19 protein-coding genes, 1 tRNA gene and 3 pseudogenes are annotated in these 20,993 nt (G+C 37.7%); 11 read left to right on the top strand and 12 right to left on the bottom strand.

Annotation, left to right across the window (positions count from 1 at the left end; all coding sequences use genetic code 11):
• Positions 1-134: 134 nt before the first annotated feature.
• The 3 genes and pseudogenes from POD11_RS17570 to POD11_RS17560 form a co-directional block, all read right to left on the bottom strand.
• A pseudogene (locus POD11_RS17570) lies at positions 135-1,221 on the bottom strand (DUF6670 family protein).
• Between the two features lie 17 nt (positions 1,222-1,238).
• The gene (gene pssA, locus POD11_RS17565) at positions 1,239-2,072 is read right to left on the bottom strand and encodes a CDP-diacylglycerol--serine O-phosphatidyltransferase (protein ID WP_224993506.1); all 834 of its coding nucleotides are present in this window, start codon (positions 2,070-2,072) and stop codon (positions 1,239-1,241) included.
• Between the two features lie 41 nt (positions 2,073-2,113).
• The gene (locus POD11_RS17560) at positions 2,114-2,971 is read right to left on the bottom strand and encodes a 23S rRNA (adenine(2030)-N(6))-methyltransferase RlmJ (protein ID WP_016143005.1); all 858 of its coding nucleotides are present in this window, start codon (positions 2,969-2,971) and stop codon (positions 2,114-2,116) included.
• 117 nt (positions 2,972-3,088) lie between these two features.
• Here POD11_RS17560 and POD11_RS17555 point away from each other — a divergent pair, with 117 nt between their 5' ends.
• Positions 3,089-3,694 (top strand): 2OG-Fe(II) oxygenase, encoded by a 606-nt coding sequence (locus POD11_RS17555; protein WP_031949403.1) that lies wholly within the window; start codon positions 3,089-3,091, stop codon positions 3,692-3,694.
• Between the two features lie 67 nt (positions 3,695-3,761).
• Positions 3,762-4,289 carry a hypothetical protein gene (locus tag POD11_RS17550; protein ID WP_262458129.1) on the top strand — a complete coding sequence of 176 codons (528 nt, stop codon included), beginning with the start codon at positions 3,762-3,764 and terminating at the stop codon, positions 4,287-4,289.
• Between the two features lie 62 nt (positions 4,290-4,351).
• Here POD11_RS17550 and POD11_RS17545 read toward each other — a convergent pair whose 3' ends face one another.
• From POD11_RS17545 to POD11_RS17530, 4 genes are all read right to left on the bottom strand, one after another.
• Complete coding sequence (locus tag POD11_RS17545) at positions 4,352-4,597, bottom strand: DUF2789 family protein (RefSeq protein WP_002119522.1); 246 nt, start codon at positions 4,595-4,597, stop codon at positions 4,352-4,354.
• 173 nt (positions 4,598-4,770) lie between these two features.
• Positions 4,771-5,757: a malate dehydrogenase gene (locus POD11_RS17540; protein ID WP_002119517.1), complete on the bottom strand. Its 987-nt coding sequence runs from the start codon at positions 5,755-5,757 to the stop codon at positions 4,771-4,773.
• Positions 5,758-5,968: 211 nt separating this feature from the next.
• Positions 5,969-6,631: a ribonuclease T2 family protein gene (locus POD11_RS17535; protein WP_262458127.1), complete on the bottom strand. Its 663-nt coding sequence runs from the start codon at positions 6,629-6,631 to the stop codon at positions 5,969-5,971.
• A 57-nt stretch (positions 6,632-6,688) separates the two neighbouring features.
• On the bottom strand, positions 6,689-8,632 hold the full coding sequence (locus tag POD11_RS17530) for a lytic transglycosylase domain-containing protein (RefSeq protein WP_025470448.1): 1,944 nt from the start codon (positions 8,630-8,632) through the stop codon (positions 6,689-6,691).
• 286 nt (positions 8,633-8,918) lie between these two features.
• Between POD11_RS17530 and miaB the strand changes: the two genes are divergently transcribed.
• From miaB to ybeY, 3 genes are read left to right on the top strand one after another with little or no spacing between them, the layout of a single operon-like run.
• Complete coding sequence (gene miaB / locus POD11_RS17525; RefSeq protein WP_262458125.1) at positions 8,919-10,370, top strand: tRNA (N6-isopentenyl adenosine(37)-C2)-methylthiotransferase MiaB; 1,452 nt, start codon at positions 8,919-8,921, stop codon at positions 10,368-10,370.
• A 37-nt stretch (positions 10,371-10,407) separates the two neighbouring features.
• Positions 10,408-11,496, top strand: a complete 1,089-nt coding sequence (locus POD11_RS17520; RefSeq protein ID WP_002119513.1) for a PhoH family protein — start codon at positions 10,408-10,410, stop codon at positions 11,494-11,496.
• A 9-nt stretch (positions 11,497-11,505) separates the two neighbouring features.
• Complete coding sequence (gene ybeY, locus POD11_RS17515) at positions 11,506-11,982, top strand: rRNA maturation RNase YbeY (RefSeq protein WP_002119528.1); 477 nt, start codon at positions 11,506-11,508, stop codon at positions 11,980-11,982.
• A 52-nt stretch (positions 11,983-12,034) separates the two neighbouring features.
• On the opposite strand, the gene POD11_RS17510 is transcribed toward ybeY, so the two are convergent.
• Complete coding sequence (locus POD11_RS17510; RefSeq protein WP_262458124.1) at positions 12,035-12,919, bottom strand: energy transducer TonB; 885 nt, start codon at positions 12,917-12,919, stop codon at positions 12,035-12,037.
• 232 nt (positions 12,920-13,151) lie between these two features.
• Here POD11_RS17510 and POD11_RS17505 point away from each other — a divergent pair, with 232 nt between their 5' ends.
• From POD11_RS17505 to POD11_RS17495, 3 genes are all read left to right on the top strand, one after another.
• Positions 13,152-13,823, top strand: a complete 672-nt coding sequence (locus POD11_RS17505) for a hypothetical protein (RefSeq protein ID WP_016142996.1) — start codon at positions 13,152-13,154, stop codon at positions 13,821-13,823.
• Positions 13,824-13,981: 158 nt separating this feature from the next.
• On the top strand, positions 13,982-14,695 hold the full coding sequence (locus POD11_RS17500) for a DUF3108 domain-containing protein (RefSeq protein ID WP_238514030.1): 714 nt from the start codon (positions 13,982-13,984) through the stop codon (positions 14,693-14,695).
• Positions 14,696-14,767: 72 nt separating this feature from the next.
• Positions 14,768-15,343 (top strand): xanthine phosphoribosyltransferase, encoded by a 576-nt coding sequence (locus POD11_RS17495; RefSeq protein ID WP_002119547.1) that lies wholly within the window; start codon positions 14,768-14,770, stop codon positions 15,341-15,343.
• A 48-nt stretch (positions 15,344-15,391) separates the two neighbouring features.
• Here the strand turns inward: POD11_RS17495 and wrbA are convergent, their stop codons facing one another.
• Positions 15,392-16,000: an NAD(P)H:quinone oxidoreductase gene (gene wrbA / locus POD11_RS17490; RefSeq protein ID WP_262458122.1), complete on the bottom strand. Its 609-nt coding sequence runs from the start codon at positions 15,998-16,000 to the stop codon at positions 15,392-15,394.
• Between the two features lie 358 nt (positions 16,001-16,358).
• Between wrbA and POD11_RS17485 the strand changes: the two genes are divergently transcribed.
• Positions 16,359-17,606 carry a YihY family inner membrane protein gene (locus POD11_RS17485; protein WP_239967781.1) on the top strand — a complete coding sequence of 416 codons (1,248 nt, stop codon included), beginning with the start codon at positions 16,359-16,361 and terminating at the stop codon, positions 17,604-17,606.
• 100 nt (positions 17,607-17,706) lie between these two features.
• Here the strand turns inward: POD11_RS17485 and POD11_RS17480 are convergent, their stop codons facing one another.
• Positions 17,707-18,348 carry a fumarylacetoacetate hydrolase family protein gene (locus POD11_RS17480; RefSeq protein WP_262458121.1) on the bottom strand — a complete coding sequence of 214 codons (642 nt, stop codon included), beginning with the start codon at positions 18,346-18,348 and terminating at the stop codon, positions 17,707-17,709.
• A 39-nt stretch (positions 18,349-18,387) separates the two neighbouring features.
• A pseudogene (locus POD11_RS17475) lies at positions 18,388-18,883 on the bottom strand (YcxB family protein).
• Positions 18,884-19,106: 223 nt separating this feature from the next.
• On the opposite strand from POD11_RS17475, the gene POD11_RS17470 reads away from it, so the two are divergent.
• The gene (locus tag POD11_RS17470) at positions 19,107-19,799 is read left to right on the top strand and encodes a nitroreductase family protein (protein ID WP_239967785.1); all 693 of its coding nucleotides are present in this window, start codon (positions 19,107-19,109) and stop codon (positions 19,797-19,799) included.
• A 114-nt stretch (positions 19,800-19,913) separates the two neighbouring features.
• Here POD11_RS17470 and POD11_RS17465 read toward each other — a convergent pair.
• Positions 19,914-19,990: transfer RNA gene (locus tag POD11_RS17465), tRNA-Arg, on the bottom strand.
• Between the two features lie 578 nt (positions 19,991-20,568).
• Here POD11_RS17465 and POD11_RS17460 point away from each other — a divergent pair.
• Positions 20,569-20,993, top strand: a pseudogene (locus POD11_RS17460) (hypothetical protein); the annotation flags it as partial.

The following is a 20,993-nucleotide window of genomic DNA, read 5'->3' as shown; positions in this document are numbered from 1 at the left end:
CCAACTTAATCACAAGTAACTGTTTTTCAACAAGTTTCTATCCGCATCACCGCCGATGGATGTGCATTATAGACCATTAAAAACCCTTTGCAACCCCTTTTTTAATATTAGTGCAACAACAGTTCGCTTTTTAATCAAAAATGATAAAAATAGTTATTTTTCATATAAACATGGCTGTAAAAGCATCAATTTATCTAAGATTTTTTCATCTTGATTCTTTTCTTGCCATCTAAGTGGCCGACAATCAATATATTCACAATATCCACCTTCACCTTGTAGACACTGTTCATTCCAGCTTAATTGATATTGAAAGCTTCCTACATATCCAGCTGCCAATCCAAACTTGTAGTCACCACGGCTTTGTGCATATAGTTCAAAAATTATTTTTCCATTTTTCTTACACTGCCAAGAAAATTCTCGTGGCAAATACATCTCTTTACCATTCGGTGTTTTAACTTTTGGATAAACCCGATGAATATGTAAATTTACATCTTCAGTAAAGCTTTCAACAGGTTTCCCAAATTCTTGTATTTCTAGTCTTGAGCATAAAATGATATTCCACTGATTTCTTATTTGTAGGAATGTAAGCTGTGTCGTCTCATTTAAATTAATAATTTGGCATGTATAGAAACATAAAGATAAGAACGGTAAATGCAGAGCCCTTGCGTGTTTAAATCGCCCCAATCCTTCAATTTGATATTTTTGCCCTTTATAAAAAATTTCTCCTTCACAAACACACAGTGTTGACCAATAGTCAGAAACGCCCCACTGTAATGCAGAGGCATTAGAAATATTCTCTGGGACTTGAATTAAAAGATCACAACCCATTTCGGGGTCTAAACGCTGAAGGCGAATCGTTGGAATTTGCCATTGAATCACATCTATTTTATCAAACTGATAGAGGGACGAATCAAACTGACATTGGCGACGAATAGAATATGTTTTTAAATGTCCCACGCTATGTTGGCTATTACTGACGAGTACAGTTGCAGTATCGATTGCCGAAGTTGTAATGCTGTGAGTGTTATAACAAAGAGGGATCCGCGGCTGTCCTACCAAACTAATGTAATTAAAATAACGAAGCGGGGTTGGTAAATTTGGAAGAACCAAGCCTTGATAAACAATTTTAAAAAAGCCACGAGAAGGTTGATAAACAACCCCCTCTTTAGCATTAAGGCCCAGCTGCTGTAATTGATTAATTTGACTTATCAACTTAGGCATACTGAACCTCTTCTATTTTATGTTTTTATTGTTTCATTACTCTTGCGTGCCAATAGAGTTGTAACAAAACCAGAGAGGGCATAGATAATCGAAACAGTCAAAATGCCCATTGGAATATTATAAGTGATTGCCGCAAAAATCAGTACTACTGGCAACATAACTACAAAAGGAACGCGTTTACGATCCATCTGCTTGAAAGAATAGTATTTAATATTGGAAATCATGAGTAATCCCACAACAACCATAAGAACGGCATTAATAGTTTTAATCGCAATATCACGTAAGTCAAAAATGAAAGGATAGTCGCGAGCCACCCAGACAAGTGAAATAATGATAATAGCAGCAAGTGGACTTGCTATGCCGATAAAATAACGCTTATCAACAACTCCAATTTGCACATTAAAACGTGCTAAACGGAAGGCTGCGCAGGCTGTATAAACAAAACAGCATGCTAATCCAATACGACCCAAATCATGCAAACTCCAGCTATACATCAGCATTGCAGGAGCCACACCAAAAGCCAACAAGTCCGATAGAGAATCATATTGTTCACCAAAAGCGCTTTGTGCACCAATCGCTCGAGCAACTCGACCATCTAAACCGTCAAGTAGCGCTGCAATAAAAATGGCATAGATCGCTTGGTTAAAATCCCCATTCATGCTTGCAATGATGGAATAGAAACCGGACAACAGAGCAGCGGTTGTAATTAAGTTAGGCCAAAGGTAAATACCTCGGCGCTTCACTTTTTGTCCTTCCGGATTATCTTCTTCTTCAACCACTTCAAATGTAATCCCATCAAATGAATGTTCATTATGAGTTAAATCTTGCTCTGGTTTAGGCGCATTTGTCATTATTTTCTATTCCAAACATGTGCATTGATTTAAGTTAACTGTTACTCACCTACTAACCAGCGAACAGCAGCATGACCACCAGTTTCTTGCATACGTAGATGTGGGAATAACCACTGTAGTGCTTGGTCTGCTTGTTCTGAGAACTGCCAAGGTGGGTTAATCACTAATAAACCACAACCATTTAGACCTACGGGGGTGTCATCTGGCCATACACAAATTTCACAAACTAACTGACGGCGAATACCCGTTTTAAACATTTTCTTTTCAAAACGTTCAATCATCGCTCGGTCTTTAATTGGATACCAAACTGCAAAAACGCCTGTTGGCCACTTCTTATAAGCTTGTTGTAAAAGTTCAACTAATTGCGGAAAGTCTTTACGTTCTAATTCGTAAGGAGGGTCGATCATAACCAGACCGCGCTTTTCTTTTGGCGGAATTACACCGAGCAAGCCTTCATATGCATCGCGTTCATGTAAACCTGCACGTTTATCACGAATGTTATGACGTAATTGCTGAAATACATCGCGCTGCATTTCAAATATAGTCGCTTTGTCGATTTCACGCATGCCTTGCAAAGCAAACCAAGGAGAACCAGGATAACTACCCTTTCCTTCCTCAGAACGTAATTGTTCAACCAATTTCAAATATTGCTGGATCGCTTCAGGTGCCTGACGCTTTTCCATGTCAGATAGTTGAACTAGACGATGAATGCCTGTGAGAAACTCTCCAGACTTTTGTGCAGGTGCCAGAGATAAATCATATTTGCCTGCCCCTCCATGCGTATCGATATAACGATAAGGTTTATCTTTAGCATTTAAACGGTTGAGCAGCTGTAGCAAAAGCACATGCTTCATAACATCTGCAAAGTTGCCCGCATGGAAATGGTGACGGTAATTCATGTTGACTTTAATTCCTCAATTCAACAAATAGTTTAACATGAAAAAAATATTCTTTCGTAAGGTTGTGATCATCTAAAATAGAGCTGCTTGATATTTTTACGATCTACCTGAGGTTATATGCACTCTCATTCGCTTCCTGATTCATGGAATTTGGATCAAATTTTAGATGATTTAAATACGCATGGCTTTGCCATTATAAATCAGGCCTATCCCGATCAATATCGCGCTCAGGTCGCTAATGAGTGCAGCCATCACATGGATGAATTTAGAGAAGCAGGTATTCAAAACGGCGTAGTTAGTAATATTCGTAGTGACCATATTCTTTGGATTAACGATCAGCTTCCTATTGCTCAGCAACATATTGAAACTTTAAGTTTATTTTCACAAAGTTTAAATCAAGCATTCTATTTAGGAATTAAAGAAGTTGAAGCTCATTTTGCTCGTTATAATTTGGGTGAATTCTATGCTTTACACCGAGACAATCCCCAACAAAAAAATGATCGTATGATGTCAACTGTCTATTACTTACATCCAGAATGGCAAGAAGATTGGGGTGGACAATTACGACTACAAGATAAAAATGAGAAATGGCATATTGTTAATCCTGAACCCAATCGCCTGGTAATATTTCAAAGTGATTTATTACATGAAGTATTAACCTCAAAACAACAAAGACTCTCTATTACAGCTTGGCTTCGTAGTGGAAATTCCATTTGGGTCTAAAGGTTACTCTTTAAATTTGCTAAATGAACCCGATATAAAAGCTATTGATTAGAAAAGGTGATGGCGTATGTCTATTGAAAGTAAAACAATTGTGAACCGAATTGGTGAAACAGACCAACTTTATTTGACTGAAAATACGCCTGAGCTTGCTTTGGAGCGTGCTGATTTACGCATGCAACTTGTAGTATTAAGTCGTGTTCGCCAAGAGCAACTTCATTTTTTACAAGAAGCTATTGTTCTGCTTGAACAAGCTCGTATGGAATATGAAGAAATGCCATTGAGCTTATATCTTAATTTGTCTTTATACTTAGCCAAAGCGTATATGCTTTATTTTGAATTAAATAAAGAAAAACGTTTTGCGTTAATTACTCAACAAATTTTGAAGCCATTAGCACATCACGAACATGCTGATATCTATTTCTTTTTGGCCTATGCTTCAGCAGCACGACAAGAGTCAGCACTAACACGACATTGGTTAACTAAATATTTATCAACGTCTACGTGTGATCTTGAACTACTTCATGGCCAACCTGTATTTGATCTTGTTCGTCATGAACCATGGTATAAAGATCAATTAAAAGTAAAAACACATTAAACCCTTAATGTAATAAAGCCTGTTTTACGTATTAAATGTAAAACAGGCTTTATTTTATGAACTTATTTTTTCACGCTGTCTTCATGTAACTGTTCATTCAGTTCATCAATCACCACAATCCACTCATCATCTTTTTCCCAATGACTTTTTAAAAAATCACTTTGCCCCTTTGACCAAAAAGAAGCTTCATGTAATTTTTGTTCGGCTGGCAATTGATGTGTCTTGATAAAATTTTCAATACTTGCTTCATCTGAGTCCAAACCCAGTTGATCAAATAAAAGCTCTAATGTAGGTTGCTGCTCAAACATTGTTATTCTCCTATAACTTCTTTTAAATCATCTATTAACTAATCTAACAATAAAACGTTTTTACTTGCATGATAGTGTCTATATTTTCTTGTTGCTTTTTGTGTTCCCTTTTCAGGATTCAATAAAAAAGCACCCTATAAAGAGTGCTTTTTTTAATTCATCAAGTTGATGAATTATTTTACCATGTCAGCAATTGCTGCACGTTCTTCTTCAAGCTCGTTTAGAGTGAAGTTGATACGCTCACGGCTGAATTCATCGATTTCTAAACCTTGAACGATTTTGTATTCACCGTTTTCAGTTGTAACAGGGAAACCGAACATAACGCCTTCAGGAATACCATAAGAACCATCAGATGGAATACCCATAGTTACCCATTTGCCGTTTGTACCAAGCGCCCAATCACGCATATGGTCAATTGCAGCATTAGCAGCAGAAGCAGCAGAAGACAAACCACGCGCTTCGATGATCGCAGCACCACGTTTACCAACAGTTGGAAGGAATACATCTTTGTTCCAAGCTGGATCGTTAATTTTGTCTTTTAAGCTTTCGCCATTTGCAGTTGCAAAACGGTAGTCAGCATACATTGTTGGAGAGTGGTTGCCCCAAACTGTTAAGTTTTCGATATCAGCAACTGCCACACCAGCTTTTTGAGCAACTTGAGTCAACGCACGGTTGTGGTCAAGACGCAACATCGCTGTGAAGTTTTTCGCTGGAAGATCTGGAGCAGATTTCATTGCGATGTAAGCGTTAGTGTTTGCAGGGTTACCTACAACTAATACTTTAACGTTACGGCTAGCAACTTCGTTTAATGCTTGACCTTGACCGATGAAAATTTCACCGTTAACTTTTAACAAGTCAGCACGTTCCATACCAGGACCACGTGGACGAGAACCTACCAATAATGCGTAGTCAGCATCTTTAAATGCAACTTTCGGATCATCAGTCCCGATCATGCCAGCCAATAAAGGGAAAGCACAGTCATCAAGTTCCATCATTACGCCTTTAAGCGCTTGTTGTGCTTTTTCAACTGGAACTTCAAGCAATTGCAAAATAACAGGTTGATCTTTACCTAACATTTCACCGCTTGCGATACGGAATAATAAGCTGTAACCAATTTGACCTGCAGCGCCAGTCACGGCAACACGAACGGGTTGCTTCATGTAATTGTCTCCAATGAGTGTCCTTAATCGGGCTAAATAGGAATTCCATCTAACCAAATCATCATAAACGGCAAAGATTGTACTCTAAAGATTTGGCAGATGCATGTAAAAGCGACTCATTTTCACCAAAAGTCTGATAGAAAATACAAATTAACCTTTATAAATAGATTCAATGTATGGCGAGCATTTTCTTACGAAATGTTCACTATCTTTAGTAACTACCTTTAATCATGATTTCACCAGGGCAATTCGATACCACATGATTTGCACATTGTTTATATTGGCCTTTTACCGTGTAACAAACTTTCACTTCTGTTAAGACCACATCTGAACGCGATAACTGGCAACTAAAACGGATACCATTTTGAGGTAAGCTTGGATTAAGACGAGTAAACTGCTGTCTTAATGCTGATTGCTGTATTTCAACATTTGTTGAACTTGTAAGACTAGCCGGGATTTTTAAACGTTCAGCAAAATTAATAACTGTACGGAAATATTGGCTTGCATTCATAGGAACGCACCCCCCTACACTTTTCCATAGCTGCACACGAGCATTATTATCAGGCATAACCCGAGCTACGACTTTAGCTTGTAATGGAGAGAGGGCTGCTGAACTTTCTGTTGAACAATCAGTTTTTGTGGTTTCCGGCATAAGACCTGTAATTGTCAGTGAATAGCCTTCAAGACATTTACGTTGTTTTTGTTTAGAGGGATCTAATGCGCATGCAGCTGGTGTCATTTGCACATGCATAACATACCCCTGTAAATTAACAGGTTCGGCATGTAAAACGGAACTCATCAACCCTACTCCCGCACAGATGAGCCACCATGCAAGTTGTAAAACTGAACGAAGCTCCAAATATCTATATTTCATTTAATTAAAACTTGAATATGCCAATTAAAAGAAGATCCATCATCAACCACCTTAAAGTTAAGGCGACGTACGCATTGGAATGACTTTCATACGCTGCGATAACGACTGGGCGCCTTGACCCAATATTACGCCGTAATGTGTTGCATTCGTCATAACATGCTTGACATAGTCTCTGGTTTCTAACAATGGAATTGTCTCAGTATATTGGTCAGCCGAAATTGATTGATAGTCCGGTTGCCAACGTCTAGCCCGATTAGGTCCCGCATTATAACCTGCAGTTGCCAAAACAGGGTTGTTGCTTAATTGTCCCTGAATCATCGACAAATAAAATGTTCCATATCGAATATTGGTATTCATTTCATTTAATGCAGCAGGATTATAAGTTTCACCCATTTGTCGTGCAATCAACTTCGCTGTATCAGGCATAATTTGCATAAGACCGCCCGCCCCAACGTGAGAACGTGCAGAGGTGACAAACCGGCTTTCTTGACGCATTAAACCATAAGCCCATGCTGGATCAATTCCTGCATTGTAACTATGACTTACGACATTAGTCTTATGTGGGGTCACATAACGATACGTATCATTGTGCTTATTAGTTGTACGATCTGCTGCATAGATTGCACGGTCATACCATCCCATATCATGAGCACGCTTTGCCGCAGCTAAAAGTAAACCATCATCATGTTGAAGATAAGCTTGACGAACCGCCCAATTCCACTCACGGTTAGTGTAAGTTGGATTTGCATTAATACGTCTTAAAGTAAAAGCACGATTGAAGTGAATATTCTGATCTAAACGTCTTAAATCACTTGCTGTTGGTTGATCATCATAAGGTTGATGGTTATAACGTTCACCTAAGCGATCTTTTGCTAAAAGGTTATGATAGTCATCACCCGCCTGAGCTAATTTTCTATAAATTTGTTGTGCTGTTGCTTTAGAAGCACTATCACCACGCTGCTCTGTCGCACGAGCAAGCCAATATTGCCAGCGGTCTTCTTGTTTTTGGGTCACGGTCATACTATCAATCGCACGAATTAAGCTTTCCCACGCGCCAAAACGGATTGACTGACGTGCATAAATTTCAGCTTCTTCCGGACTTAATGGATAACCATAACTTGCATCAAAGTATTGAAGAACTTCACGATTAAAATTATTTTTCATCACCGTCGTGCCACCAATATAGGCTACCGTACGATATAAATATTTTTGTACATTTTGTGGCGTGCCTTGGGCGACACGCTGCACATTTGAAAAAGCATTACTCAAGTCATTATTAGCTAAACGCCCTAAAGCAAAAATCAAATAAGCATAATCTGCATCATTGGCCTTAGGTGCACTCCATAAATAGTTAAGCGGATTAGCCTGAATTTGGTTAAGCTGGGCCAAAGAAAGATTCAAACCCAAAGTCTGTGCTGTCGCGAGCGCTTGTCCCGACAAACCTGCACGCAACTGTACCCATAGACGCTGTTGTTTATCTTGTGCACTCATTAAAGGACTAGATAACATCATGCGACCTAAGCCTACACAAGATTCCGGTTGTGATTCAGTTGCTAGCCAAACATCTTTATATTCAGCAAAAACTAAAGCATCGCCGCTTTTCGCCCGCACTTGTGCTAAAGCACAATTTTCGGCTTGGTCAGGATTGGTAACATAAGATAAGACAGGTTGTGCAGATGCAAAGTCAGCTTGTTTAACTTTTTCTTCAACATAATCAGCTGCTAATTTTTCAGCCATTGCTGATTGTGGATAGCGTTGAGCAAAGCTTACGATAGAGGCAGTGGGTTGAAAGCCAAGGTTGGTATTGAGTTTCCAATACTCTGGATAATATCCCAATACATCATTTTGCATTGCAAGCTGATATTGGTCTAATAACGCAGTATTACCACTATTTGCAGCATTTAAGGCATCATTGAACTGCTCTTCGGCAGCATAAGTAAATGAACAACCAAGTAAACACATAGCTCCTAACCAGCTACGATGCATATATTTATTTTTCATTACACGACTATGTATTGATGAGCTCTTTCTACTTGGTCTCATAAATGTGCTAAACCTTGACTATTCACCTTCAACGCATAGTTTAATTATTCTTCGTGCTTTCTTTTGTTGTGTTATGTAACTCTATGATTCAACATCATTAAAATTCACCTAATTTACTTCACAAAAACCTTGTCATGTTCTGAAAGTTTACTGTTATCGGTTCAGCTCAAATACTGCTATAATAAATGGTTTGACCCATTTTGGGCCAATTTATTCTTTTTAGATCGATCTGTTAGGAGCCTGCATGACGGTTCAAACCTTCATTCCCAATGGTGCCAAAGCTGCCTCAGAAAACACTGTTACCCAGCCAACGCACACCACTGATGTTTCAATAAAAAAACTTTATATTGAAACTCAAGGGTGTCAGATGAATGAGTATGACAGTCACCGTATGGCAGACCTTTTAGGGGACTCTCACGGCTACGTTTTAACGACCAACCCTAATGAAGCAGACATTCTGCTCATGAATACATGTTCTATTCGTGAAAAAGCGCAGGAAAAAGTATTTAGTGAATTAGGTCGCTGGCGTAAACTCAAAGACAAAAATCCTGACCTGGTAATTGGTGTGGGTGGATGTGTTGCCTCTCAAGAAGGTGACAATATTCAAAAACGTGCGCCTTACGTAGACATGATTTTTGGCCCACAAACATTACACCGTTTACCACAAATGCTTGATCAACATAATGCTCAAGTAGAAAAACCAAAAAAAGATAAAATCAAGCTGGTTGATATTTCTTTCCCAGATATTGAAAAGTTCGACTTTTTACCTGAACCACGTGTAGAAGGCTTTAAAGCATTCGTTTCTATTATGGAAGGCTGCTCTAAATATTGTTCTTTCTGTGTAGTTCCTTATACACGCGGTGAAGAAGTTTCTCGCCCATTAGATGATGTACTTGCTGAAATCGCGGGTCTTGCTGAAAAAGGTGTTCGTGAAATTTCACTCCTTGGTCAGAATGTAAATGGATATCGTGGTGAAACCTTTGAAGGTGGCATCTGTACCTTCCCTGAATTGTTACGACTCGTTGCAGAAATTCCGGGTATCGGCCGTTTACGTTATACAACATCTCATCCACTTGAGTTCTCTGATGAGTTAATTCAGTGCTATGAAGATTTACCTCAAATGGTGTCGCATTTACACTTGCCTGTTCAAAGTGGATCTAATGATGTTTTACAGGCAATGAAGCGAAATCATACGATTGATGTTTATATCGATAAGATTGCCAAGCTAAGAAAAATTCGTCCAGATATGCATTTATCGAGTGACTTCATTATTGGCTTCCCAGGTGAAACTGATGAAAACTTCGCTAAAACACTTCAATTTATCAAAGACTTAGATTTCGATCACTCGTATAGTTTTGTCTATTCAAAACGTCCGGGCACACCTGCATCGGACTTACCAGACACTACACCTGAGCACGTCAAAAAAGAGCGTTTAGCTCAAGTTCAAAAAGTAATTAAACAGTCTAGTATTGAAAAAACTGATGCAATGCTTGGCAAAATTGAACGCGTTCTTATTGAAAAAGTCTCAGACCAAGACCCTAATATTTTACTCGGTACAGCTGACAATACACGTCTAGTCACTTTTGTCGGTGATGCTGCTTGGGTTGGCCGTTTTGCAGAGATCGAGATTACTGAAATTAAAACTTTAAATTTAGTTTACGGTGAGCTCTTGAATCTTGAGCCTGACGTGGCGTAATGTAGAGGTATTCTAAAGTCTACTGAAAGGTTTTCTCTTGACTGCAGCGATTCGACGTACCGTAACATTTCCTGAAATTTCAATGGAACGTTTAAAGAGCATCTTGGGTGCCTATAATGGGCACCTTAAGCAAATTGAACAGCGTTTAGATGTCAAAATTACTCATCGTGGAGATGTTTTTCATATCGATGGTGAGATAGATGCTGTTGGGAGAGCCGAAGCATTATTGCAACGACTCTACGAAGAGTCTGAGGTATCCCAGCAAATCAGTGCCGATCTATTGCATCTGCTAATTCAATCTTCTCAAACTGAACGTAATTTCGAGTTAGTGGGAGAGGAAATGGATGAGCATGATGCACCAATGGATGTTTATTTCCAGACCCGAAAAGGCCGCATTAATCCACGTGGCGCCAATCAAAAACGCTATGTACAGCGTATTTTGCAAAGCGATATTTCTTTTGGGGTAGGCCCTGCTGGTACAGGTAAAACCTATTTAGCAGTTGCTGCCGCAGTAGATATGCTCGAACGTAACGAAATCCAGCGGATTTTACTTGTACGTCCTGCCGTGGAAGCTGGAGAAAAGCTCGGGTTCCTACCTGGTGATTTAACTCAGAAAATCGATCCATACCTACGCCCTCTTTACGATGCCCTCTACGAAATGCTCGGCTTTGAAAAAGTTGCCAAGTTAATCGAGCGTCAAGTGATTGAAGTTGCACCTCTTGCATATATGCGTGGTCGTACACTTAACCATTCGTTTGTAATTTTGGATGAAGCTCAAAACACAACACCTGAACAAATGAAAATGTTCTTGACCCGTTTAGGTTTTGGCTCTCGTGCAGTGATTACAGGTGATATTACCCAAGTAGATTTACCTCGAGGCCAACAATCTGGTTTGGCGCATGCACTACGTGTACTCGAGAACATTAAAGAAATTCATATTACCCGTTTCCATTCCCGTGACGTTGTACGTCATCAACTTGTTCAAAAAATTGTTGAAGCGTATGAAGGTTGGGATGGTGAACAACAGCGTCTTAATGCTGAAGCGCGTGCTGAACGTAAAGCACGTCAAGAGGCATTAGTTGCTGAAAACGATACAGCAGCAGACTTGCAACATCAGGATGCTTAAGGATTCATTTTGAAAATCAGTTTAAGTTTACAACAAGACTTTCAATCACCTGAGTTAGAGCTCAAACGAGCTCAACTCAAAAAAATTATTGAGACAACTTTACGCCACGTTGGTTATAAAGAAGATTGTGAAATTGGGGTTGCTTGCGTTGATCTGGATGAGAGCCAGCAACTCAATTTGCAGTACCGAGAAAAAGACAAACCAACTAATGTCTTATCTTTTCCAAGTGATATTCCTGAAGAAGTTTTACCAATGCTAGATGCCTTACCTCTAGGTGATTTGGTTATCTGCATTCCGGTGGTATTACAAGAGGCATTAGAGCAGAAAAAAACTGCCCAAAATCATTTTGCCCATCTATTAGTACATGGCGTTTTACATTTGCTCGGTTATGACCATGAAACTAGTGATGAAGATGCAGAAGAGATGGAAGGCTTAGAAATTGAAATTTTAGCAAAACTCAATATTGCAAACCCTTATCAGGAATAATGTGATCATTAGTAAAATGTGGATATCCTAAAAGTTATCCACATTTTACTAATTAGTGAACCTCAAATTCTGCTTCAGCTGGATCAAAGCGCCAAGTACGCACAATACGTAACTCCGAAATATCTTTCATATTGGCATCAAAATGTCCAAATGGTGCACCGCGACGTACTGAAGACTTAGCGGCTTCATCTAGTATTGAATACCCTGAGCTTTCAAGCAAACGTATTGCACGAATCCCACCTTGGGCATTCAAAATCACCATTAAACGGACTTCACCTCTTAGTTGTTGCTGTTTGGCTTCTTCCGGATAATAGCGGTTACCGTAAAGCTCCACTTTTTCACGAAACTTATCTAAATAAGCAGCCGAGGCATCTTTCTTTGCTTGAATTCCATCTACTGTCTTGATTTTTTGCTGACGGCTAAAATCTTGCCGACGTTGTAAATATTGTGCTTCAAGGCTGGCAACCATCGCAGCTTTTGCTTGAAATTGACTTTGTAATTGTTCTAATTCTTTTTTCCTCTGACTTGCATCAGCTTGTTTTTGCCAACTCAAAACCGTCATTAGAACTTTTTCTTCAAATTTAAGTTCTCTTTGTTGCTGAACCTTTTGCAAAGTTTCTAACTCTGCACTTCCAGTTGAAGCGTCACTAAGCATAGGGTTTGGAGTATCACTAGAAGTCCGGTGAGCCTCACGAAATGCACCTGAACCCTGCTGGTCTGATTGAGCCAAAAAATCTGCCTGATTAACTGGCTCATTGCTTGGTCGAATTGAAATTGCAATTTCTTTAGTAGATTGCTCTGACGGGCTAAGCATGGCAAAGTGAATAAGCAACACAAAAATATGCAGCAAGATTGCCAATATTGTTGCAGCAATAAAGATTCGGTCTTGCCACCAATAATGAAAATGTTCTATGGATCGACTTCTGGTGTTCAGCATAATCTTAAAAGCATATAAATGCCTTTTCCCCACGGTTTAATACCGAATAAAATGTAAAATAATATTCAAATTTGGATAAAAGTGTGATTCACTTCAAATAGAGAGTTTTATCCATTTTCATTTTGTCAAAATGTATCAATTAAATTTGTTACACTGCAATATCAAAACCCGTTTTTTATCATAATAAAGATTGTGTGGGCTCTTTAGTAAATTATCTTCTGGAAGTTCTTTTATGCAAACGCTATTTTCCTCTTTAGTCCGACGCCTTCAAAAAGTCTATAAAAAAGCAGAAGCATTCATTGAGGAAGAAAGAGATTTTACGTTATCGCAAACCTTTCTGAATGCAACTTTACAACGTTATGTCACCAATAATGTTGAATTTTTAGATGACCTACATGCTGATCTTTATCATGACTGGTTAAGGTTATATGCAACTATGCATGTAAAAGGCCTAGAGACGACGCTATCTGTTGATTTAAAACTAATTCAAATGGAATTTAATAAAGAACAACAGCTTTTAGTTTTTGAACAAATTAGTAATACACAAATTATTGAAGCAAAATATAAAAACTTTTGGCAAAAAATCGCCGTGAAAGCCGCAGTTTTTTACTACCATAAGATTTTGAAAAAAGATCCTTTAGGGATGATTCTTGAACGTTTTAATGTAGCAGAAGAACGTGATGAACTTATATTTCTTGATCTCAACCGCTGGTTTGGTAAAAAAGCCAGTATTATCGAGACATTAGGTAAAGTACATGTAAATTATGCACGGGTGCGTGAAGCTGAATTAGTCGTATTTGGAAATGTGAATTTAGCAGCACTACTATACCGTGATCAGGATGATGATTTTGAAGATGAATTAGAAGACTCTGAAATAACACCAATTCAGCAAAAAGATGCTTAAATGGATATAAATGAAAAATAACTCGCTGCCAAAAAAACACAAATAGATTACACATTTAGCATAAATCCTGATTTTTTCTCCATGATCAACAGGCATAATATGTTTAAGTTACAGATGCATCAGCACTAACTTTTTAGTCTGTACAAGGATACTTACTTATGGCAACAAAATTTCTGAAATCGTTTGGCATCGCAACAGGTATTTCAACAACTTTGCTTTTTGCAGGCTTCTCAAGTCATGCTCTTGCCATGAGCCCATTTCAGGCAAATTATCAGTTTACTTATAATAATAAAGGTATGGGTACAGCTACACGTGCTTTAAGCCAGCAAGGTAATAATTGGACTTATAATTTCACTGCAAAAGCAGGTGGAATTGCTTCTGCAAGTGAAACAAGTAAATTTAGTTTTGCTAATGGTAAAATTGGGTCTCAAAGTTTTAGCCGTACTAGCAAAATTTTGATTCACAACAACACTATGAGTATTAACTTTAATCCCAATAGTAAAACTATTTCGACTAAGAAAGACGATAAGGCCCGTTCATTTGCTTGGCAAGCAGGCGTTCTTGATGAGTTAAATGCAGAGTTACAACTGCGTGAAGATTTAAAAAATGGCTCACTTAAAACTTCTTACCCACTTGCAGATGCAAAAGAAGTTGAAAATCGTCGATTTGTAAAACAAGGCAACGAGAAAATTAAAACCTCTTATGGAACATTCGATACCATTAAAGTCGTTTTACAGCATAAAAAACCTGAACGTAGCACAATCTTTTGGTTAGCACCGAAATTAGATTATTTACCAGTTAAAGTAAGTCATATTGATGGTAAAACTTCTTATGGATTGTTATTAACAAGTTATTCAGGTAAGACGAATTAAAGCTTGCATTTTTTTGGATGCTTTTTAAAATACGCATTTGCTTTAAAAAGCATCCGTCTAGAGGATTCTCCCGTGCACGCACTAGAACAGAAAATCTTAACAGAAGGTATCGTTCTATCTGATCAAGTCTTGAAAGTCGACGCTTTCTTAAACCACCAAATTGATCCTGTACTCATGCAGCAGATTGGTAAAGAATTTGCCGCTCGCTTTAAAGATGCAGGGATTACCAAGATTATTACCATTGAAGCATCAGGTATTGCACCTGCAATCATGGCAGGTTTGGAACTTGGTGTACCTGTAATTTTCGCTCGAAAATATCAGTCATTGACTTTAAAAGATGACCTATATCGTTCTAAAGTATTTTCTTTTACTAAACAAACTGAAAGTACAATTGCGATTTCAAACAAGCATCTTCATTCAACTGATAAAGCATTAGTTATTGATGACTTCTTGGCGAATGGTCAAGCAGCATTAGGACTAATTGATTTAATTCACCAAGCAAATGCAGAAGTTGTGGGTGTCGGTATTGTGATTGAAAAATCATTCCAACCAGGTCGTGATTTATTGCTTGAAAAAGGCTACCGAGTTGAATCACTAGCACGTGTTCACTCTCTTACAGATGGTAAAGTTACCTTTGTAAAAGAATAAGATATACAAATAAAAAAAGAGCGGATAATCCGCTCTTTTTTTATTTAATTAAGGTGAAATAAGGAGCTTTTTAGTAACTTCACCTAAACGTCTGCCTTGAGCTTCACACAAAATCTTTTCGTCCTGACTTAAGTTCTGGTCATGGCGGGGACCACTTACATGACTAGCTCCATACGGCGTTCCACCTGTTTTCGTGTTAGATAACGCCGGAATTGCATTTGGTAATCCCATAACCATCATCCCGTGATGAAATAACGGCGGTAGCATAGTAAGTAAAGTACTCTCCTGCCCCCCATGCATTGATCCAGAAGAAGTAAAAACACAAGCTGGTTTATTGTGTAATGCCCCATTGAGCCAAAGACTCGTCGTTTGATCCCAAAAATATTTCATTTCACTTGCCATATTACCGAAGCGAGTTGGGGAACCTAACGCCAGCCCCGCGCAATTTGCTAGATCATCTAACGTACAGTAGATATCACCTTCTGCCGGAATACTTGGCTCAGCTGTCGTGACGACTGGAGCAATATTTGGAACAGTCCGAATTTTTACTGACATACCCGCAGACTCAACACCATTGGCAATTAAATGCGCCATTTCTTTAGTAGAACCATATTTACTGTAATAGAGTACAAGAATGTAAGGTTGCATCGGTTTCATAAATTTTGTTAAAAAGAACACTATACGGTATTTTTTATTTTTTTGGCGAAGCCAATCTTATGAAATTCTAGGAGCGATTGATCGTGTAGTACTGAAGGCAAGCTAGGTAACTTTCTCAAATCTATCAAATAAAAAGAGTAATCTTTTTGATTTCGCTTATACCTGATAAGAGAAATATGACTTCCTTCAAAAGATTATTGCTACAATTTTTTCTATAGCACATAGTAAACTTACAAAATGGCTTTCATTCTTTAAGTTATTATTTTGCTTTAACCTACTATTTAAGTTCTTAAGCTAATACTTTGCTAAGCTATCAATCGCCCAACATGATGACTAAAAAAATCGGGATAGACGACGTATGTTACAACGTTTTTTAGAGAAACTTCCTTTTTATAAAAAAACCTGGTTTCAGTTCGTTTTATATGTATTTAAGCGTTTTGAAGCTGATCGGTGCCGTGAACAAGCTGGTTCTCTCACCTATACAACACTATTTGCAGTTGTACCGATGCTAACGGTTTTTTTAGTAATTATTTCTTCAATCAAAGCGTTAGAACCTGCAAGACAACAGCTTCAACATTTAATTTATAGTAACTTTTTACCGAAGAGCACGATCGCATTTGATAAAGCACTAAATGCTTTTACAGAGAAGTCGAGTAACTTGACTGTAATTGGTGTGCTATTTTTATTCGTCACGACAGTTTTAATGCTGACCTCAATTGAAACAGTTTTTAATCGTATTTGGCGAGTAAAAGAAACGCGTAGTGGCATTATGGGCTTTATGCGCTACTGGACCATTATTTCGCTTGGCCCTATTATTTTAGGCAGTGCATTTGTTATTTCATCAACTGTTGCTTCGATGAACTTATTAAGCAATAACTTCACAGGTTATCAACTTGATGGCGCATTTCTACTCTGGCTAATTTCTTTTGCACTCACTATTTTGGGTTTCTTCATTTTATATTGGACCATTCCCAATCGCACCGTCCCAGTTTATGCAGCAGGAATTGCTGCTTGTTTAAGTGCAGTACTGTTTGAAATACTCAAAAATTTATTTAGCTTCGTGATGTCAAATTTCACTAGTTATGAAATTATTTATGGTGCATTTGCAGCCGTGCCAATTTTCCTTCTATGGATCTTTCTTTCATGGAATATTATTTTGCTAGGCGTAGAGGTGAGTTTTGCTTTAACTGCATTTCATTCGGGTAAAGAGCAAAAACGTCATCCTGTTTTAATGCTATTAGATATTCTTGAGCTGTTTTATAAAAAACAGAAACTTGGCGAAAGTGTAAGTGATAAAGAAGCTCTGGAAATTTTAGGTCGTGGAGAAATTGGCCGTTGGCCAGCCTATGTACTCTTACTTGAAGAGCAGAATTTAGTTAAACGCACTGATAAAGATGAATATGTGCTTGCCCGTAATTTAACCCAAGTTGACTTTTGGAGTTTTTTCACAGCTCTCCCATATCCTTTGCCACTACGCCAAGATGTTCAAAATGTACATGACGACGATGAATGGATGGAAAAAATTGGACCAGCTCTAGTCGAGTCTAATGATTACTTGGCTGCCAAACTTTCTATCCCTCTCTCAACAATTTTTGAAGAGAAATAGAAAATAAGATTATTTATTAATATAGAAGTATTCCTCATCTAGACAATAAAAAACCCTATTACTGAAAAATAGGGTTTTTATTGTCCATTTTAGGAATGGATTAGGCTTTTACAAAAGTTTTCCATACAAAATCTTGCGTTGCACCTTTTAATGTCATTTTCAACTGATCACCTACATTTAATGGTCCAACACCAGCAGGCGAACCAGTCATAATTACATCACCCGGTTCAAGTGAAAAGACTTGATTAATATCAGTTAACAGATCACCAATGCTAAACATTAACAGTGCAGTATTTCCATCTTGACGCAACTCATCGTTAATATGGAAAGTGAATTTGGTCTCTTGCCAATCTGTAATTTCGCTCACATCGACCCAGTCTGACAAAACACAGGCGCCATCAAAAGCTTTAGCACGCTCCCATGGATGACCTTTACCTTTTAGTTCATTCTGTAAATCACGCATTGTTAGATCAAGACCTAAAGACACTGCACCAATCGCTTTTAATGCTTTTTCAGGATCTGTTTCACCCTTTAAAGGCTGATCAATGCGCAAAACTAACTCGCACTCAAAATGACAACTGCCCCAAGCTGGATTCCATGAAATACCGTCATTTAAACCAATCAAGCTACTCGGTGGCTTAATAAATAATATTGGCCTATCAGGCATAGCATTATTTAATTCTTTGACATGATCGGCGTAACTTCTGCCCACGCAAACGATTTTTGAAGGACGTGTATTCATGAGGCTTCCTTTGTTGTTGCGGCTAATAATTCCAATAATTTATTTCTTAAATGTATTTTCAAATATAGTTTGATCTGCGACCTGTGAGAATGCTCGTTTTGGTACAATAATTACAGTTTTATTTTTTAGTTCAAGCATATAGGTCAACTTACCTTTAGCAAAGGTTTGCACATCTGCATATTGCATCACTTGCTTACGGCCATTGGCGTAAAGCTCAAAATAATCTTGATATAAGTCGATTCCCTGCTCGCTCTTTCCAAACTGGTAACGAACGAATTGACGCTTAAATAACATCGGTAAAAGCCAGTAACGCATGAGACCTTGCATCACTAGAAAAAACACACCTAACCCGACATAATATCGACCAACACCAGAGAGACCTAAATAAAATCCCCAAATAATAATTGCGATACTAATCGCAGGTGTTAGAAAACGGGTAATTTGCTTTTTCCCAAACGTCACTAATGAAAATCCATCTTGTGACTCTTCTAAATTAATAGTAACGTAAAGATAAAGCTATTTTTTGCTCGGTCATTGCACTGCATCAATACTCAATAAATCGAAACTATTAGAGCATATTCATTTCAGCTTTAAAATGAATCAAAAGCTATTTTTTATTTTGTTTAAAAGTGGAGCTTATTAATAGATTGGAAGAGCAGCTACGTTGCATATATAGAACGTAGATTCATATTTTTTGAGCTTATTTCAGTTTTTAAAATTTCTACAATAGGAACATCACCATCTTAGTGGAATGTCTCATGTCTTTTCTTGCAAAATTATTTGGCTTAAATCAAAAAGCGACTGTCTCAAAAGATGTGGTTATCCAAGCCACTCAAGAGAACCATCTTTCAAATGAAACTAACTTTTTAGAATTAATTAAAAAACGCCGTTCTATCTATTCGATTGGAAAAAACTTAGAACATACCCCTTCGGAAATTGAAGAATTGATTCAAGAAGCGGTCAAACATAGCCCATCAGCGTTCAACTCTCAATCTTCTCGCGTTGTGATTTTATTTAATCAGTCTCATGAAAACTTCTGGAATATTGTTTTAGATGTATTAAAAACGATTGTCCCTGCTGAAGCATTAGCCGGAACTGAGCAAAAAATTCAAAGCTTTGCAGCAGGTGCAGGTACAGTTTTATTTTTTGAAGATCAGGATGTAATTAAAGGTCTACAAGAACAATTTGAATTATATGCTGACAATTTCCCAGTGTGGTCTGAACATTCAACAGCAATTGCCCAATTTGCAGTATGGAGCGTACTGGCTGAGCAGGGTCTTGGAGCCTCTTTACAGCACTACAATCCAATTATTGATGAGAAAGTTAACACTACTTTTAACATCCCTACTCAGTGGAAATTAAGAGCTCAATTAGTATTTGGCTCAATTGAAGGCCAAGCAGGTGAAAAAGCATTTATTGAAGATGAAAGCCGTTTTAAAACATTTAGCTAATTTTTTTCAACTTCAAATCATTTAAAGCCGGTTGCCATGAGCACTGGCTTTAAAATTGAAATGATAAAAAACAGGCACAAAAAAACCGCTATATATAGCGGTTAATTCTTCAAGTGGTGCGCTCAGAGAGATTCGAACTCCCGACCCCTTAGTTCGTAGCCAAGTGCTCTATCCAGCTGAGCTATGAGCGCGTACTTGATGTTGCGCATTATACGCATTTTTCAAAGCTTAGGAAGCCTTTTTTCATCTTTCTGTCACCAAACGTCTAGTTCTTAGCCATCAAGCTAGTTTACATCAAATAGAGGCTAAAATTATTAGTGTTTTTCTCATTTAAGATATATTTGAAATATTTTTTTTCAAATAAATTTTATCGGCTTTTTGAGGCATTTGGCCATATACCCAGATGATAAAGGCTACTATTTTAGTCAACATTATAGAAATAATATATTTCTGGGCAAGCTTTAACATTATAAGCTTAATTAGAATCTATCGAGGATAATGCATCAAATGAGTGAAAATATGATTAAAAAATAATTAATGAAAAAAATATTATATAAAAAATATTATTATTTTTACGTCTAAATTAAAAAATTATTATTGCTTTAAATATTATTTAATATCAAAAAATGTGACTAAAAATACACATTGACAGCTTTTGAGATCTCACCAATACTAAATCGCAATTATTGAGATATATATCTCAATAATTAACTCGCGCAATAAATAATACTTACTTAAAAATACATAATTATATAGGAAATAGACTGAAATGTTCTTACTAAAAAATCTCGTTTCTTCGATATCAAAAGTTACTCAAGATTTGGGCAATATTATATCGGTGAATACTAATGTAACGGGCGGCTCTACTGTTGATGGTCACATATCAACTTCTGGCTTACTTTCAGACACTCTATCTACAGCAACAAATACACTTACAACGACCACAACTGGTCTTGTTTCTGATGCAGTGGGCACAGTTACAGGTAGTATTGGTTCTACAAGCCCTGTTGACACTGTAACCAATATTATTGGTGGTGTGACTGGCGGAATTAGTGGTGGCAATCCTCTTGAAACCGTAACTAATATTATCGGCGGTGTTACTGGTGGCATCGGTGGCGGTACATCTCCAATTTCACCTGTGATTGATGTCGTTCAAGGCGGTATTGATATTCTTCAGGGTGTAGAAAGCCTAAA

Origin of the sequence: Acinetobacter sp. P1(2023) (genome assembly GCF_028367635.1) — a bacterium.
GTDB classification, from domain to species: domain Bacteria; phylum Pseudomonadota; class Gammaproteobacteria; order Pseudomonadales; family Moraxellaceae; genus Acinetobacter; species Acinetobacter pittii_E.
This window is presented reverse-complemented; position numbering and strand designations above follow the sequence as displayed.